This window comes from Gemmobacter aquatilis (assembly GCF_900110025.1).
Classification (GTDB): Bacteria; Pseudomonadota; Alphaproteobacteria; order Rhodobacterales; family Rhodobacteraceae; genus Gemmobacter; species Gemmobacter aquatilis.
On sequence record NZ_FOCE01000013.1, the window covers coordinates 32,898 to 48,811 of the forward strand.

18 protein-coding genes and 1 pseudogene are annotated in these 15,914 nt (G+C 64.4%); 6 read left to right on the plus strand and 13 right to left on the minus strand.

Annotated features, from left to right (window positions below; translation table 11 throughout):
* Window positions 1-6: 6 nt before the first annotated feature.
* The 3 genes from BMX43_RS17210 to pcaD all read right to left on the minus strand — a co-directional run bounded on the left by BMX43_RS17210 (window position 7) and on the right by pcaD (window position 3,901).
* On the minus strand, window positions 7-1,497 hold the full coding sequence (locus tag BMX43_RS17210; protein WP_091303404.1) for a sugar ABC transporter ATP-binding protein: 1,491 nt from the start codon (window positions 1,495-1,497) through the stop codon (window positions 7-9).
* A 63-nt stretch (window positions 1,498-1,560) separates the two neighbouring features.
* The gene (locus tag BMX43_RS17215; protein ID WP_091303405.1) at window positions 1,561-2,697 is read right to left on the minus strand and encodes an ABC transporter substrate-binding protein; all 1,137 of its coding nucleotides are present in this window, start codon (window positions 2,695-2,697) and stop codon (window positions 1,561-1,563) included.
* Window positions 2,698-3,100: 403 nt separating this feature from the next.
* Window positions 3,101-3,901, minus strand: a complete 801-nt coding sequence (gene pcaD, locus BMX43_RS17220) for a 3-oxoadipate enol-lactonase (RefSeq protein WP_091303406.1) — start codon at window positions 3,899-3,901, stop codon at window positions 3,101-3,103.
* Between the two features lie 142 nt (window positions 3,902-4,043).
* Between pcaD and BMX43_RS17225 the strand changes: the two genes are divergently transcribed.
* Together BMX43_RS17225 and BMX43_RS20475 are read left to right on the plus strand one after the other, a co-directional pair.
* Complete coding sequence (locus BMX43_RS17225) at window positions 4,044-4,709, plus strand: LysR family transcriptional regulator (RefSeq protein WP_342711764.1); 666 nt, start codon at window positions 4,044-4,046, stop codon at window positions 4,707-4,709.
* Entirely contained in the window at window positions 4,598-4,936 is a 339-nt protein-coding gene (locus tag BMX43_RS20475) for a LysR substrate-binding domain-containing protein (protein ID WP_342711768.1), read from the plus strand. Before BMX43_RS17225 ends, BMX43_RS20475 begins: the two co-directional genes overlap by 112 nt.
* A gap of 9 nt (window positions 4,937-4,945) precedes the next feature.
* On the opposite strand, the gene BMX43_RS20035 is transcribed toward BMX43_RS20475, so the two are convergent.
* From BMX43_RS20035 to BMX43_RS20420, 5 genes are all read right to left on the minus strand, one after another.
* Window positions 4,946-5,278 (minus strand): glutathione S-transferase family protein, encoded by a 333-nt coding sequence (locus BMX43_RS20035; RefSeq protein ID WP_217643979.1) that lies wholly within the window; start codon window positions 5,276-5,278, stop codon window positions 4,946-4,948.
* A complete protein-coding gene (locus BMX43_RS20040) occupies window positions 5,260-5,559 on the minus strand; it encodes a glutathione S-transferase N-terminal domain-containing protein (RefSeq protein ID WP_217643980.1) in 300 nt (99 codons plus the stop codon). Before BMX43_RS20040 ends, BMX43_RS20035 begins: the two co-directional genes overlap by 19 nt.
* 2 nt (window positions 5,560-5,561) lie before the next feature.
* On the minus strand, window positions 5,562-6,737 hold the full coding sequence (locus BMX43_RS17235) for a muconate/chloromuconate family cycloisomerase (protein ID WP_091303407.1): 1,176 nt from the start codon (window positions 6,735-6,737) through the stop codon (window positions 5,562-5,564).
* A 93-nt stretch (window positions 6,738-6,830) separates the two neighbouring features.
* A complete protein-coding gene (locus BMX43_RS17240) occupies window positions 6,831-7,703 on the minus strand; it encodes a dioxygenase family protein (protein WP_091303444.1) in 873 nt (290 codons plus the stop codon).
* A gap of 231 nt (window positions 7,704-7,934) precedes the next feature.
* Window positions 7,935-8,177: a tautomerase family protein gene (locus tag BMX43_RS20420; protein WP_281243154.1), complete on the minus strand. Its 243-nt coding sequence runs from the start codon at window positions 8,175-8,177 to the stop codon at window positions 7,935-7,937.
* Between BMX43_RS20420 and BMX43_RS17250 the strand changes: the two are divergent.
* The 4 genes and pseudogenes from BMX43_RS17250 to BMX43_RS17265 form a co-directional block, all read left to right on the plus strand.
* A pseudogene (locus tag BMX43_RS17250) lies at window positions 8,079-8,498 on the plus strand (transposase); the annotation flags it as partial. The gene BMX43_RS20420 and the pseudogene BMX43_RS17250 overlap by 99 nt on opposite strands.
* A 379-nt stretch (window positions 8,499-8,877) precedes the next feature.
* On the plus strand, window positions 8,878-9,219 hold the full coding sequence (locus BMX43_RS17255) for a carboxymuconolactone decarboxylase family protein (RefSeq protein WP_091303408.1): 342 nt from the start codon (window positions 8,878-8,880) through the stop codon (window positions 9,217-9,219).
* Window positions 9,216-10,190, plus strand: a complete 975-nt coding sequence (lipA, locus tag BMX43_RS17260; protein ID WP_091303409.1) for a lipoyl synthase — start codon at window positions 9,216-9,218, stop codon at window positions 10,188-10,190. The genes BMX43_RS17255 and lipA overlap by 4 nt, the downstream gene beginning before the upstream one ends.
* A 48-nt stretch (window positions 10,191-10,238) precedes the next feature.
* A complete protein-coding gene (locus BMX43_RS17265; RefSeq protein WP_091303410.1) occupies window positions 10,239-11,975 on the plus strand; it encodes a sigma-54-dependent Fis family transcriptional regulator in 1,737 nt (578 codons plus the stop codon).
* A gap of 45 nt (window positions 11,976-12,020) precedes the next feature.
* Here the strand turns inward: BMX43_RS17265 and BMX43_RS17270 are convergent, their stop codons facing one another.
* The 5 genes from BMX43_RS17270 to BMX43_RS17290 all read right to left on the minus strand — a co-directional run bounded on the left by BMX43_RS17270 (window position 12,021) and on the right by BMX43_RS17290 (window position 15,850).
* Entirely contained in the window at window positions 12,021-13,598 is a 1,578-nt protein-coding gene (locus BMX43_RS17270) for a GMC family oxidoreductase (RefSeq protein WP_091303411.1), read from the minus strand.
* 12 nt (window positions 13,599-13,610) lie between these two features.
* Window positions 13,611-14,153 carry a hypothetical protein gene (locus BMX43_RS17275; RefSeq protein WP_139201608.1) on the minus strand — a complete coding sequence of 181 codons (543 nt, stop codon included), beginning with the start codon at window positions 14,151-14,153 and terminating at the stop codon, window positions 13,611-13,613.
* A gap of 82 nt (window positions 14,154-14,235) precedes the next feature.
* Window positions 14,236-14,934 carry a lipoyl protein ligase domain-containing protein gene (locus BMX43_RS17280; RefSeq protein ID WP_091303413.1) on the minus strand — a complete coding sequence of 233 codons (699 nt, stop codon included), beginning with the start codon at window positions 14,932-14,934 and terminating at the stop codon, window positions 14,236-14,238.
* Window positions 14,931-15,620 (minus strand): 2-oxo acid dehydrogenase subunit E2, encoded by a 690-nt coding sequence (locus tag BMX43_RS17285; RefSeq protein WP_091303414.1) that lies wholly within the window; start codon window positions 15,618-15,620, stop codon window positions 14,931-14,933. Before BMX43_RS17285 ends, BMX43_RS17280 begins: the two co-directional genes overlap by 4 nt.
* Window positions 15,617-15,850: a biotin/lipoyl-containing protein gene (locus tag BMX43_RS17290; RefSeq protein WP_091303415.1), complete on the minus strand. Its 234-nt coding sequence runs from the start codon at window positions 15,848-15,850 to the stop codon at window positions 15,617-15,619. The genes BMX43_RS17285 and BMX43_RS17290 overlap by 4 nt, the downstream gene beginning before the upstream one ends.
* Window positions 15,851-15,914: the final 64 nt, after the last annotated feature.

Here is a 15,914-nt window from a genome sequence, read left to right on the forward strand (position 1 = left end):
CCTCCCTCAAGCCGCGATCTTCTGGGTGGCAACCTGCATGATCCGCTCTTCGCTGATCTGGTCGCCGCTAAGTTCTCCGCCAATCATCCCCTCGCGCATGACCACCACCCGGTCCGCCATGCCGATCACCTCGGGCAGTTCCGAGCTGATCATCAGCACGGCGATGCCCTTGGCCGCCATCTCGCGCATGATCCGATAGATCTCGGCCTTGGCGCCGACATCGACGCCCCGTGTCGGCTCGTCCAGGATCAGCACCTTGCGGCAGGTCCGCGCCCAGCGCGACACCAGCACTTTCTGCTGATTGCCGCCCGACATGGTGACGACGGGGTTCTGCGGGCCCCGGCAGGCGATCTGATAGGCCGTGATTTCAGCCCGCGCGATGGCATCCTCCTGCCGCCGGTCCACAAGGCCCCAGCGGCTGACCGCATCCAGATCGGCGGCGGTGATGTTGCTGGCAACATCCAGCAGCATGGCCAGCCCCTGCCCCTTGCGGTCTTCGGTCAGCAGCCCGATGCCCTGCGCGATGGCTTTGGCCGGGGTCATCTTGCGGAACGTCTGCCCGCCGATCACCACCTCGCCCTCCGTCATCTCCAGCCCGCCAAAGATCGCCAGCGCCAGTTCGGTCCGCCCCGATCCCACCATGCCCGCCAGCGCCGTCACCTCGCCCGCGCGCAGGCTGATCGACGCACCGCGCACCCGACCCGCAGCCACGACGCCCCGCGCTTCCAGCACCACCGCGCCAATCGTGGCAGGATCGGCCTTGGGCGGGAAAAGTTCCTGCATGTCGCGCCCGACCATCAACGACACCAGCCGGTCCCGGTCCACCTCGGCGGTGGGGTGGCTGGCCACGAACTGCCCGTCTTTCAACACGGTCACGCGGTCGCAGATTTCAAAGATTTCTTCCAGCCGGTGCGAGATGTAGATGATCCCCACCCCATCGGCCCGCAGCGCCTGCAGCCGCTGGAACAGCAGCTCCACCTCTTTGCCAGAGATCACCGCCGTCGGTTCATCCAGGATCAGCAGCTTGACCTTGTGGACCATCGCCTTGGCGATTTCGACCATCTGCTGATCGGCCACGCTCAGCTCCACCACACGGCGATCCGGGTCGATATCGACGCCCAGCCGGTGCAGCAGTTCCACCGCATCCTTGCGCGTCTGGCGATGATCAACCAGCCCGAAAGCCCCGCGCCGCTCGTGCCCGATGAAGATGTTCTCGGCCACCGTCATATGCGGGAACAGGACGAATTCCTGATAGATCACATGGATGCCCGCAGCCTTGGCCGCGCCCGGCGTGGCCCAATGGGCAATCTCGCCATCAAATTCGATCTGGCCCTCGTCCGGCTGATAAACCCCGGCGATGATCTTGGTCAGCGTCGATTTTCCGGCACCGTTCTCGCCCACCAGCGCATGGATCTCCCCGGCCCGCACATCCAGTTGCATGCCCGACAGCGCCTTCACGCCCGGAAACGATTTCGAGACATTTGATAAAGTCAGCATTTTTCCCTCCCCGAAAACAAGCCGGGGCCCTGCGCAGGCCCCGGCGTCCGGTGTGCCGCCGGATTATTGCGGGTAGTCGATCGAGAAGGTGGTCGGGTCGTAATCCGGCCCCATCCCCCCCGTCACCAGCAGATCGGCCGGGCCATTCGCAATGACCATCTCGTCAATGCGCAGCCTGGTGTCGATCGACGGCGTGGTGTCGCCCTCGGTCACGGCGATCTGGCTGTTGATCTCGCTGATGCAGGGCACCTGCGCCCCTTCCAGAACCTTCAGCGCGGTCTTGATCGACTCGCCCGCCATCGCCGGCGGATAGCCCACTTCCAGCAGCGGCACCTTGTGTTTCAGCGCCAGTTGCATCGGCCCGTTCACATCGGCCGTGGTATGGGGCGGAATGGTGCCATCGGCCCAACCCGCCTCGACAAAGGCTTCGATGGACCCGGGGGTCATCAATCCATGCGCCGACCAGACGGCATCAATGTCCTGACCATATTTCTGGATCATCGACTGCATGACCTGCTTGGCCTTCACCGGGCTCCAGTCGCCATAGACCGTTTCGACGATCTTGATGTCGGGATACTGGTTGAACACCTGCATGGCGGTTTTCATGCGGATTTCCGACGGGCTGGAGCCAGCCTGCCCGCCCATCATCACCACATTGCCCTTGCCGCCCAGCTTTTCCACAATCCACTGCGCGAACAACCGGCCCGAGATCGCATCCGACGCGGTGACGAAGGTCACGAAGTTGTCGGATTCAATGCGGCGGTCCACCATGACAACCGGGATGCCGGATTCCATCACGCGGGTCACCGCCGGGTCCAGCGCCTGTGCGGTATTGGCCGACACGATCAGCAGATCGACGCCGCGCGACACCAGATCCTGAATGTCGGCCACCTGCTTGCTGTCGTCATGGCCCGCGTCGGTGATGATCAGCTTGGCGATCCGATCCTTGTTTTCGGCGGCGGCCTTCATCATCGAATGCACCGCGACCACCCGCCAGCTGTCGCCCAGACCGGCATTGGAAAAGCCGATCGTATAGGGGCCATCCTTCTTGTATTGCGAGGTGTCCTTGAAACAGACATCCTGCGCCGGGTTGAACAGGAAGGTGCGCGGCGCGCCGGTATAGGTATTGTCGGCCAGCGCCCCCGTCGCAACGGTGCACAGCAGAACAGGCGCGGCGAACCGCGTGAACAGGTTTTTCATCTTTCCTCCAACTGTTTCAAACGCTGGATGTGAAGATCCTCCTTCTTCACCCAGCGCGATCTGTTTCCCCAGGTCGGGCAACGCCCAAGGTTTGCTCGATCCGAAGCGCCCCAGCCAAACGGACCACGTTCCGCCTGAACTCTGTGCTGACTCCGGATTGCCTCTTTTGGATAGGGCTTCGTCTGCCGTCGGGAAACTGTCTCTTGTGCGACATGCCCTGCGGCACGGACCGGCGCAAATGACCCGGCCTGACAAGCGGGCTCAGAATGGATGGCAAGGCTCTGCAGATTGCACCCAATCGACCCATTTGCTCGGACAGGCCGTAAACAGCATGCGTGGTTGCGCAATCAGGTGCCAAAGCCGCCACCAAGCTTGAAATCAGCTGGTGGGACTTGGCGCGGTGTTACTGGGGGCGCCCGGCCCCGGCGGGCAAGGCAAGGCGCAAGATCGCCAGATAGCCTACCGGGTCTTCGATACAAGGCAGATGCCCGACCCCGGGCAGGCAGGTCAGCACCGCCTGTGGAATCATACCCGCTGTGGCCTGCACCAGCGCCGGGGGCGTGGCCCCGTCTTCGGCACCGGCAATCAGGTGGACCGGCATCTGCAGTTCCCGGCAGCGCGCGGTCAGATCGGTAACCGACAGCGCATCGCAACAGCCCAGATAGCAGGTCAGATCGCAGCGCGACAGCATGGCCCGCCAGCCCGCCAGCGCCCCCGGATGTGCTGCCCGCCAGGCCGTGGAAAACCAGCGCTCCAGAACTGCATCCGCCATCAGGGCGATACCGCCCTGTTCTAGCGCCGCGATCCGGTCTTGCCACATCGCGACCGTGCCGATGCGTGCCGCAGTATTCGACAGCACCAGACGCCGCACCCGCCTAGGATGGTTCAGCGCCAATGACAGCGCAATCTGCCCGCCGATCGACAGGCCCAACACATCGGCCGCCGCCACGTCATAACCGTCCAACACCGCCCGCGCATGGGCCTCCAGTGCTTCGATCCGGTAAGGGCGTGGCGCGGTTTCCGACAAGCCATGTCCCGGCTTGTCAAAACGGATCACCCGGAAATCCTGCGACAGACCGGGCATCACCGCATCCCACATCCGCAGATCGGTTCCCAGCGAGTTGATCAGAAGCAGCGGCGGCGCTGTGGCCGGGCCATCCGCGCGGCTATGAAGCCAGATGCCGTTTGATCGGATCATGCGCATGTCAGTCCCCTTTGCCGTGCTGCGGCACAAAACCGCGACACAGCCACGCTGGCAATGCACGCGGCCATGTGATGCAATACCTGAAAGGTATCGCAGCCTGATATATCAGACCCGAAACAGTCGTTTCCGGGGAGGGAACGGGATGGAGTTCAAGCGCCTGAAATACTTTCTGGCCGTCGCCGAAGAACTGCACCTCGGTCGCGCCGCCACCCGGCTGGACATGGCGCAGCCGCCGTTGTCGCGGCAGATCGCCGCGTTGGAGGCCGATCTCGGCGTGCAGCTTTTCGACCGCAGCCGCAGCCAGATTCGGCTGACGCAAGCCGGATTGGTGTTGCAGGATCACGCGCGGCAAATCCTGTCGCGTCTGGATGCCGCCTACCGCGAAACCCGGCTGGGGGGCACCGGCGGCGGGGGGCGCTTGCGGATCGCTTTTGTCGGCTCGGCCTCGCACGGGGTGCTGCCGACGCTGATCAAGTCCTACCGTTCGTTCTACCCGAATGTGGAACTGGCGCTGTCGGCGATGAACAATGCCGAACTGTCGCACGCGCTGATTGCCCGCGACATTGACGTGGCGGTGGCCCGCCCCGCCCTGAACGATGACGAATTCCGCCGCGAATTGCTGTGCCGGGAAAAGCTGATCCTGGCCCTGCCCGATAATTCGCATCTGGCCAGCTGCCCGAGATCCGCTTTGCCGATCTGGCCGATCAGGAGTTTGTCCTTTACCCACGCCGACCCCGCCCCGGCTATGCCGATCTGGTGCTGGAGATTTGCGCGCGTGAAGGCTTCAAACCGGCCAAGCTGGAACTGACGCAGGATTTTCAAAGCGCGATCTCGCTGGTGTCGGTGGGCGTGGGCCTGTCGGTGGTGCCGGAATCGGTGTCCAGCACACAGCGGCCGGGCGTAGTTTACCGGCCCTATCTCGGCGACAATCCCGGCACGGCGCTGACCGTCCACGCCCGGCTGGACAATCGCGCGCCACAGGTGATGAACTTTCTGGAGATCACCCGGAAATTCGCCCGCAAAGCCCCGACCTAGGCCTTTGGGCTAGGTCGGGCGCGGATCGTCGCGGAAGGTCGTGGCCTGCACCGAGGGCCGCGCGGTGAACGCCGCGTGCCTCGCCGCCAGACGCGGGCGACCACTGCGCCATACCTCTGCCTCAAAGCGGAAATCCAGATAGCACAGCGCGACACCGATGCTCAGATGCCCGATGTCGAAGGCGCGTGCTTCTATCGCGGGCACATGGCGCTCCAGCCAGTCGGCCACGCGGTTCATCTTGGTGCGATAGACCGCGATCATGTCCTCCGACCGCAGCGCAGCGGGCCGCAACCGCGCCTCGACCAGCCAGGGCAGGGCCACATCTAACAGGCCGGTGCCCAAAGCCTCGTCCCGCTCGGAAGCCAGATCTTCGGGGAACAGGCAGGGCCGGCCCGATCGGCCCAGCGGCAGATCACATGGCTGTCGAACAGCACGCTGCCATCTTCCAGCTCCAGCGTCGGGATCTTGGACAGCGGGTTCAGCGCCATCAACCCAGGATGGGGGATCAGCGGATCGGCATGAGTGCGGACAGTTTCGACCTGCCCGGCCAGGCCCTTTTCATGCAGGGCGACCATTACCTTGCGCACATAGGGCGAGCGAGGCGACCAATGCAGCAGCGGCATGTTCACCCCTTCCGTGCCAGCGACCGCAGCGCGGCCTCGTTGATCGTCACCCCAAGGCCGGGGCCGGGCGGGCAATGGATGTGGAAATCCTTAAAGGTCACCTCGCCATTGGTCAGATCGGTTTTCACGATGCGCGGCCCGAAATGTTCACAGCCCCATTCCAGACGCGGCAGGGTGGAAAACACCGCCAGATGCGCGGCGGCCCCCAGCCCGGTTTCCAGCAGGCAACCGCCATACAGCTCCATCCCGCAGGCCGAGGCAATCGCGGCGGCGCGCTTGAGCTCCATCAACCCGCCGCTTTTCACCAGTTTGAGCGAATAGACCGACCCTGCCGCCGCCATCGCCTGCGCCACGATCTCGGGGCCGGTAAAGGCCGCCTCGTCGGTCATGATGGGAATGGGGCTGCGGGCGGCCACCCGGGCAGTTGCTGCGACAAGGCCGGGCAGCAGCGGCTGTTCGATCAGCACTACGCCCAATTCGGCAAGCTGCGGCAAGTAACGGATGGCGGTCGCCTCCGACCAGCCCTGATTGACATCACAGACAATGTCGCACCCCGGCAGGGCCGCCACGATGAGGGCAAGGCGCGCCATGTCGTCGGCGGGGCTGTGAAAGCCCAGCTTGATCTTGAACCGGCGATGCTCGCGGGCGGCCAGCTTGGCCCGCGCCTCCTCGATCTCCTGATCGGCATCGCCAGAGGCCAGCGCCCAAAGCACTTCGATCCTGTCGCGCAGCGCGCCGCCCAGAAACTGGCTGGCTGGCAGGCCCAGCGATTTGCCCGCCGCGTCGAACAGCGCGGCATCCACCCCGGCACGGGCGGCATTGTTACGGCTGGCCGCCTTCTGCATCGCCAACTGGTTCGCCTCGAACGACAGAACCGACCGGCCCAGCACAGCAGGCGCCAGATAGGTGTCGATGTTGGCCTTGATCGCCTCGACGCTTTCCTCTGCCCAACGCGGCCCGCCGAGAGTAGCGGCCTCGCCATAGCCCACGGTGCCATCCGCCAAAGCGGCTTTGACGATAACGTAGGACTGGACGGTGATCTCGGTATTCGACAGGCGGTGCCGCCGCGTGGTGGGCACGTCCACAATGACCGTTTCCACGGCGACAACCTCGCGCCCTCGGGCAAACTCGCCCACGGCGATCAGAGAGCTTAGGGCGGCAATACCCGGCTTGTTCATGTGGTTGGTCCTTCAAACGCGGCCGGAACAGGCCCACCAGTCAAATATGCGCGCCGCGCGTTCCGGGTCAGGAGGCGCGGCGCAAGCTTGGCCTTACTCGGCCGCCATGCGCGCAGCGTCCGCCCGGGGCAGAGCAAAGTCAAAGCGCAGTGTCAGATCAGTATCGGCCCCCGCTGGCGTCTTCTTGAACTCTCCGATCAGATCCGCCTTCACCGCAAAAACCGAGTCATTGTCCAGATGTGCGCTTTCCGAGTCGTAGATTTGCGAGATCAGCGGGCGATAGCCGTCATGCGACACCATCACATGAATATGGCCCGGGCGCATGCAGTGATGCCCCATGAAGCGGATCAACTCACCCGCGGTTTCATCGCCGGGGATCGGATAGGGCACCGGGCGAATGGCGCGGAAGGCATAGTGACCGTCCGCGTCGCTTTCAAAGCGGCCACGCAGGTTGTAATCGGGCTGGTCGGGATCGTGGTTTTCATAAAGGCCGTTCGGCGCATCTTCCCACACGTCGATGATCGCCCCCGCAATTGGGTTGCCCTCGGTGTCGCGGATATAGCCCTCGACCAGCACGCTTTCCTGCGTGTCGAACGCCTTTTGCACGGTTGAGGCGCCCTTGGGCATCACCGGCGCGTTTTCGCGGAAGAACGGGCCCAGCACAGTCGAAATGGTCTCGCCGCCGGTGATCGGGTTCGACAGCATGTCTACCAGCACCTCGACGCCCAGAATGTCGCCCAGCAGGATGAATTCCTGCCGCTTGTCCGAGCAGATCGCCCCGGCGCGGCCCAGATAGTCGCAGGCGGCCAGAAACTCGGCATGGGTCAGGTTCACGTCCTTGCAGAAACCGTGCAGGTGGCGCAGCAGCGCCTCCATGATTTCACGCTGACGCGGCGTGATCGGCCCACTTTTGCCAAGAGATGAAATCACAACGTCGGTCACGTTGTCGATGGTCACATTACGCATGTTTTCCTCCTCCTCCACGGTCGTGGCTGGATGCGGTCCGGCCACGGCCTTGTCTTTCCTGCGCAAGACCTTGCACTGGCACCGAGCGCCGCGCCAGCCGGGCGGGCGGGCGGGCGGGCGGTATATTGCAATACCTGAAAGGTTTGTCAGGAGCCGATCCGATACCGTTTGCGCATAGCCTTGCGATGGTGCAACGGACCACAGACGCACCCGTTTGCAGCCCGCCCGAGATCAATCGAACAGCTTGCCAGAGCCTGCCCAATCCGACGGTTTCACGTCTTCAAAGATGACAGAGATATAGCTGGCATCGGTCTGGGTGTTGCGCACGATGCTTTCGGTGATCTCCTGCGCTAGGCTTTGTTGCGCAAATGCGATGACGCGCCCATATTGCCCGACATGCTGGATCAGATCGCAGACGGCCAGTGCATAGGCATAGTCACCGCAGATGGAGCCTACGACACACGCGCCTGCCACGCCGCCATCGCCGCACGCGGGGCCGCCGCCGTCATCCCGCCCCGCAAGAACGGCAAGCCATGGAAGGAACTTACGGCGGGGGCGGCCCTGCGCAACGATGCCATTCGCAGTTGCCGCCGCCTTGGCTGGGCCATCTGGAAGCGCTGGACCGGCTACCATCGACGAAGCTTGCTCGAGGCCAAGGTGCGCTGCTTCAAACTCCTCGGCGAGCGCGTCATGTCCCGCCACTTCGACAGGCAGGTCGCCGAGCTTCAGATCAGGGCCGCAATCCTGAACCGCTTCACAGCCCTCGGAACGCCGCTCATGCAGCGCGCAGGATAAGTCTGTCCAGGGAAAGGGGTCATCCGGCCTTCAGGAGATTTGCGCAACAAAGCCGGACAATGGGCTACATCCCTTGGTTCTTGCTGATTGCCTTGACCTTCTGGAGTAGATTTCCGAGAAATCAGGCCGCATCTATGCCCGAACCAAAGGGCCATGCGAGCGCCCGCGCCGGGGTCGCGGCGAAAGGGGGCGGCACACGCGCCACAACTGTCTCACCCTACGCGGAATGAGACGGTTTTGCCCGAAAGCCTGCCCCGGCGCATCGCGTTCATTCCGCACCATCACGCAAAACGGCAGAACGGCGCCAGGGTTCGCCGCAGGCGGGACGCCGCGTCGTTTCACAGGCGACCGGCGCTGCGGCAAGAGGAGGAGGATTTCCATGAGCGAGACTTACGGCGCAGCAGTCGCCGCCGTTGATCAACGGCTGGCCGCATTGTTCAAGGCGGCACCGGGAACAATGAAACCCTATAGCCAGCTGGTCGGCGCGGCGTCAGCCGACGCGGCGCTGTCTGGCAAGGTCAAGGAACTGATGGCTCTGTCGATCTCGATTGCGATCCGCTGCGAGGATTGCATCCTGTTTCACCTGCGCGCCGCGCTGCGCCATGGTGCGGCGCGCGAGGAGGTGATCGAGACGATCTCGGTCGCGATCGAGATGGGCGGCGGGCCCTCGGTCGTCTATGGCGGCAGGGCGCTTGCGGCGCTGGAGGCGCTGTCAGCATGACCACGCCTCTGCCCCCCGTTCTGCGGCATCCCGAAAAGGCACATCGGCCGTCAACGCCCGGTCTGCCCAAGCCCAACTGGATCCGCGTGCGCGCGCGTTCCGGCAACGGGTTCGACCGGACACAGGCCATTGTCCGCGAAGCTGGTCTGACCACCGTCTGTCAGGAGGCGAGCTGCCCCAATATCGGCGAATGCTGGGAACAGGGCCATGCGACCATGATGATCATGGGCGACACCTGCACGCGCGGCTGTGCCTTCTGCAATGTGGCCACAGGTCGCCCCAAGGCGCTGGACCCGTTCGAGCCGGGCCGCGTGGGCAAGGCGGTCGCCAGTCTTGGGCTGCGGCATGTGGTCATCACCTCGGTTGACCGTGACGATCTGGAAGACGGCGGCGCGGCGCATTTCGTCCAGACGATCCGGGCCATCCGCCATATGACCCCCACAACGACGGTCGAGATCCTGACGCCGGATTTCCTGAAATGCGACCCGGCGGCGATTGACCGCGTCGTGGATGCAGGCCCCGATGTCTTCAACCACAACCTTGAAACCGTCCCCGGCCTGTATCCGCAGGTCCGGCCCGGTGCGCGCTATTACCACTCGCTGCGCGTGCTGGACCGGGTCCGTCAGCGCGCGCCGTCGATTTTTACCAAATCAGGGCTGATGGTCGGTCTGGGCGAGGATCGTCTGGCCGTCCATCAGGTGATGGACGACCTACGGGCCGCCGGCGTCGACTTTCTGACCATCGGGCAATACCTGCAACCCACCCCCAAACACCACCCGGTCGCCCGCTATGTGACACCCGAGGAATTCGCCGCCTACAGGGCTGTCGCCCTGGGCAAGGGGTTCCTGATGGTGTCGGCCTCTCCGCTCACTCGGTCGAGCTATCATGCCGATGCCGATTTCCAGCAACTGCGCGCGGCACGGTCTGCGACCAACATCCGGCTTGGTCGGCAAGGAGATTGCGCGCAATAATCCTGGGGCTTGCCGGGCCTTCTGATATGGCAATGGGAGGAGAATGACATGGTTGCCTCGGTTCAGAAGGCAGCGTTGCGCGAACTGCTTGACCTGTCCAAGGCGCGTTCGACGCAGAAGCACCGGCTTGCGGTCAGCACGCGCTCGCCGATCCTGCGCCTGCAGAACACCGAGATTTCACAGCGACGCGAGCAGTTCCAGTATCTGATCGGCGGCGCCGCGTCAGAACTGGATCGCTCGGCTCTGCTGCCCAGCAAGAGCCGCTATTGCCTGCTGGTTTCTGATGCGGAGGGCGTGGTGCTGGAAAGCTATGCGCCCGAAGGTCTGGAGGTCGAGTTTCAGCGTTGCGGGCTGATGGCGGGCGGCATCTGGAACGAGAAACTGGCCGGGACGAATGGCATCAGCATCGCGCTGGAGGCCGGTCGTGTGGTGACCGTCTCAGGCGAGGATCACTTCTATCACTGCTTTTCCCGTTTCGCCTGCACCTCGTCGCCACTGTCCGATGCACAGAACAACCTCATCGGTTCTGTCACGCTGGTCGGCGCGGCCGGTCGGCGGCATGACGAGATCAGCCTATGCGAGCAATCGTTGCACCGAGCCTCGCGCCAGTTCCAGACCCGGCTGTTTCGCAACTTCCATTCCGACAAGATGACAGCGCGTCTGATGTCGCGCGACGCGATGACCCGGCGCTGTTTCGAGACAATGGTGGCCTGCGATGACCGGGGCGTCGTGGTGTTCAACCTGCCGCTCTGGCAGGACGACGCACGCCCCGACCTGCATCAGAATCTGGTCGGGCGGCACCTTTCCGACCTGCACGATTTCGAGATCAGCCTGCGCGGCCCGGCCCGCGTGCCGCCGCGGCGCTATTACGTCAATCCCGGCACACCGTCTCTGCCTGCGCGGCTGGACAGAACCGGCCCGCTGGCAGGTTTTGCCGATCAGGGTGCGGCGATGCGCAAATTGGTCGAGACTGCCCGCAAGCTGGCGGCCTATCGCGTGCCGCTGTTGATCTGCGGCGCACCCGGCGGCGACAGCCGCGATTTCGCGCAAGCGATCATCGCGGATCTGGGGCTGATCAGCCCGACAGGCGTAACGTTGGATGCGTACAGCCCCAATGCCTCCGAAGCCCTGGCACAGGCGCTCGACGCCATGAGGTTTCTGGGCGACTACCCGGTCGAGCGGGTCTCGCCGACACTGGTGCTGCAGAATATCGAACATCTGGACGGACCGGCCCAGATCAGGCTGAAGCAGTTCCTCGAAGCCGAGGACCGGGCCAATGGCGACCGCTATAACGAGGACAGGGCGCTGGTCCTGTTCACCTCGGACCAGCCCTGGGCACAACTGCGGTCCGGCAGTTCCCTGCAACCCGACCTGCTGTGCCTCATCGGCCAATCGGTGCTGAACCTGCCCCCCTTGCGGCAGCGCGAGGTCGAGAGGCTGGTCACCGCCCATCTCGCGCGGGATCGCGCCGACCCGCCCACGGTTTCGGCGCAGGCGATGGCGCTTCTGTGCGCATATGACTGGCCGGGCAACCAGCTAGAGATGCGTGCCGTCCTGCGCGAGGCGCTGATCTGCGGCAATGGCACGACGATCAATGTGATCGACCTGCCCGACCGCATCCAGAACCGCCCGGCCACACCCAAGCGCGACTATGTCCGCTATTCCCTGCGCGACGCGCTGAACAGTGCTGACTGGAACGTCACCAAGGCGGCCCGTCTGCTGGGGATCAGCCGCGCGACGATCAATCGCTGGATCGCTTCCGAAGGATTGCAACGCCCCGAATGAAAACGGCCAGGCACAGGGCCCGGCCGCATCCCGATCTCGCCCGCCTCAGATGGTGCGGGCGTTCATCTCCTGCGCGATATATTCGGCCTGACGAATGGCCAGCGCCACGATCGTCAGGGTCGGGTTGCAGGCGCCCGACGAGGTGAACTGGCTGCCATCCGAGACAAAGAGGTTGCCGATATCGTGCGACTGGCCAAAGCCATTCACGACCCCCTTGGCGGGATCGGCATGCATCCGGTTGGTGCCCATATTGTGCGTGGCGGGATAGGCCGGCAGTTCGTAAACATCCGTCGCGCCTACGGCTTCGTAGATCTGCGTCGATGTCTTGAACATGTGTTCGGTCATCTCGTAGTCGTTGTTATGCGGCGTCTTCGACACGATGGGCACCGGAAGACCGTGCTGATCCTTTTCGGTGCCATGCAGGGTGATGGCATTGCGCTCTTGCGCCATATCCTCGCCCAGCACCCAGACCCCCGACATGTGGTCATAGGATTCCAGCGCCTTCGCGACACCGCGCCCCCAACCTGTGTTGCCGGGTTCGAGGAACGCCGCCATGAACGGCAAGCCCAACGACAAGAACTCGAGGTAGTAGCCGCCACTGAACCCGCGCGCGGGGTCGTGATACACCTCGTCGCCGACAATCCCCGCAACCGACGTGCCGCGGAACATATGCACCTTTTCCGGCAGAACGGCATAAACCCCGCCGGTGGTGTGGTTCATGTAATTCCGGCCCACCTGCCCCGAGCTGTTCGCCAGCCCGTCGGGGAACATCGACGAGGCCGAGTTCAGCAAAAGCCGCGGGCTTTCGATGGAATTGCCTGCCACGCAGACCACCCGCGCCTTTTGCAGATGCTGCTTGCCCGCGGCATCGGCGTAAAGCACGCCGCTCGCCCGGCCATTTGCGTCATGTTCGATGCGCAGCGCCATGGAATCGGTCCGCACCTCGCACAGGCCGGTATCCTCGGCGCGGGGCAGTTCGGTGTACATGGTGGACCATTTCGCGCCGATGGCGCAGCCCTGCATGCAGAACCCGATCTGCTGGCACGAGGGACGGCCATCGCGTTCGACCGAGTTGATCGCCATCGGGCCAGAATTGTAGTCGCTGCGCCCGGTGCGGCGGCAGCCTTCGGCCAGAACGCGGAAGCCATTGTTCCAGGGCAGGTGCGGCATGCCGGTGGTCTTGCCGGTCACCCCCATCTTCAGTTCGGCCTTTTCATACCAAGGGGTCATTTCCTCCAGCGAAACCGGCCAGTCCTCGACATTGGCGCCGTCGATGGCGCCGTAGTGGGTGCGCGTCTTGAATTCGTAGTCCTTGAATCGCAGGGCAACCCCCGCCCAGTGGATGGTCGAGCCGCCATAGCCCTTGACGATCCATGCGGGCAGGGTCGGATGGTTCACCGCCCCATGCCAGCCACCGCCCGAATAGCGCTTGTCGAGCCACGAGATCTTGTTGAACATCGCCCATTCGTCATTCTCGATGTCGCCAAGATCAAACCGCCGGCCGGCCTCCAGCACGACCGATTTGATACCCTTCTGGGCCAGCTCGTTCGCAAGGGTGCCGCCCCCTGCGCCAGAGCCAATGATGACGACGACGGAATCGTCGCTGAGATCGAATTTTGCCATGATGTCTGTTCCTTAGCCCTGAACCGCTGCCATGCGCTCTTCGAGGCTCGGCCCCTGGGGAACGAAGGTGATGTCTGAAAAACCGCGGTCGATGTAACCGCCATGTTCGACCGAAGAGCCCTCGTAGCCGAACAGCGGCCAGACATCCTTGTTGTCATAGATGCCGAAATAGGCCGTCCAGCGCACGGTCTGGAAAAAGCCCTCGTTCTGGAAATGGCGCAGCAGGCCCTCGCGGGTGTCGGGGTCCGTAATGTCGGTATAGGCGGTGCCGAACAGCGCCTGCGCCTGCTCTTCGATCTTGCCCAGCCCATCGGTCAGCGCCTTGGCGGCTTCGGCATCGGCTTCGGCATTTTTCAGAACGGTCGCCGCAATCGCCTCGTAATGCGAAAGCTGCAGCAGGTCCGGGTGGGGGTAGATGTCCTGCAGCATCCGCAGCAGCGTACCCTGCTGGGCCGCGGTCAGCACGCCCGAGGCGGCGAAGGCCCTGCCCCCCAGCATGGCGCCAGTGGTGATCCCGGCCATGGTCGTGGTCATGAGGAACATGCGTCGGCTCATGCCGGCATGTGTCTCCTTTTTCGGCCGCAGCCTGTGAAACTGTATGGTCATGTCGTCCTCCCTTGCTGGTTTCTTGCGGCGGTCATGCCGCCTTGTGGCCCCGTGTGGTCAGGCTGGTCAGGCGGTCCTCCGCCGCCCGGGCCAGCGCACCGGGGAAACTGTGTGGATTGGCCCGTGCGCCCATCAGGTCGGTCAGGGCGATATGGGCCCCGGCCTGCAACCCGGCGCTGTCGGGGAAGGCTGCGCGGTGCAGCCGGTCCATGATCGGCCAGAGCGCGGGGGCAGGCGGGGTCATCAGCAGCGCGGCATGGATCAGCGCCACCGGCCCCCCTGCCCCGCTGTGCCAGCGCTGCGCTGTGCCCGCGAGCTTGCGGCCCTGCGCCAGCACGTTCCATTTACCGTCGCAGAAGGCATTCTCGCAGGCGCCTGTGGTGGTCGGGATGTCGAACCGTGCCAGCGCCTCTGCCAGAGCGCCGCAGATCAGGTGATAGCCATCCTCAAGCCGGAACCCCGGCTGCAGCGGCACCACCAGCGCCAGATTTAGCGTGCAAGGCCCCTGCGGCACGATCCCGCCACCGCTGCGCCGGTCCACAACGGGCCAACCCGCCCGGTCCGCCTGCGCGACGCCGTCCTGCACCGCCGGGCGGCGGCGCAGGGCGGCGGGCACCACCAGTGCGGGGGCCGCGCTATGCCATAGCAGAATGGCCGGGCGCCCCTGCTGCAACAGCGCCATTTCCCGGGCGATCCCGTCAGAGGCCGTTCCGAAGGCTGCGACGATCATGGCGCAAAGCTCTCGACCGTCTGGCAGAGATCCGTCAGGAAATCCGCCGCGGGGGCGCCGTCAATGGCACGGTGGTCGAAGGTCAGCGACAGACCCGCATAGGGACGCCAGACCAGTCCGCCCTCCTCGCAGACAGCGGTTTCCACCACCCGACCGATCCCCAGGATACCGATCTGCGGCGTGTTCAGGATCGGCGTGAACTGCTCCACCCGCGTCAGGCCCAGATTGGACACGGTGAAGGTGCCGCCGGTCATCTCGGCCACGCTCAGCTTGTTGATCCTGGCCCGTTCCGCAAGATCGCGGCGCGCGGCGCGCAGGTCCGGCAGGGTCATCCTGTCGGCGCCAAAGATCGCGGGCGCAGCCAGCAGGTTTCCGGGCAGGGCAATCGCCACGCCCAGATCCACAGATTTCGACAGGGTGATCGTGCGGTCCTTCACCGTGCCATTGATGTCGGGATGGCGGCCCAGCGTCTGCACCACCGCCCCGATCAGCAGGTCCTCGACCGACAGCGACAGACCCTCGTCCCGGAACCGCGCCTTGGCGGCCAGAAGCGCGGTCATGTCGGCGCGGGCGTGGTGGGTCAACTGTGCCGCGCCCTGCAGCGAGGCCAGCATCTTGTCCGCGATCATCGCCCGCACCCCGCGCAGCGGCACCACGCGGTCGGCGGTATCGCCCGTGCCGGTCATGTGATCGACCCGATCACGTCGCCCTTGGCGACGACGGCATCCTGCTCCTTGAGGATCGACAGCTTGCCGCTGGCCGGGGCGCAGATCTCGTGCTGCACCTTCGCGGTCATGATCTCGGCAATCAGGGCGCCTTCCCTGACCTGCGCGCCGTCATCGGCCAGCCAGGCGGTGATGACGCTTTCCTCGTCGCCTTCCCAAAGGTCCGACGGGATGATGATTTCGGTTGCCATGTGACAATATCCTTCCTTGGCCACTCCGACATCATCCGGAGTGGCGCTGTTGTGACTGGAATCT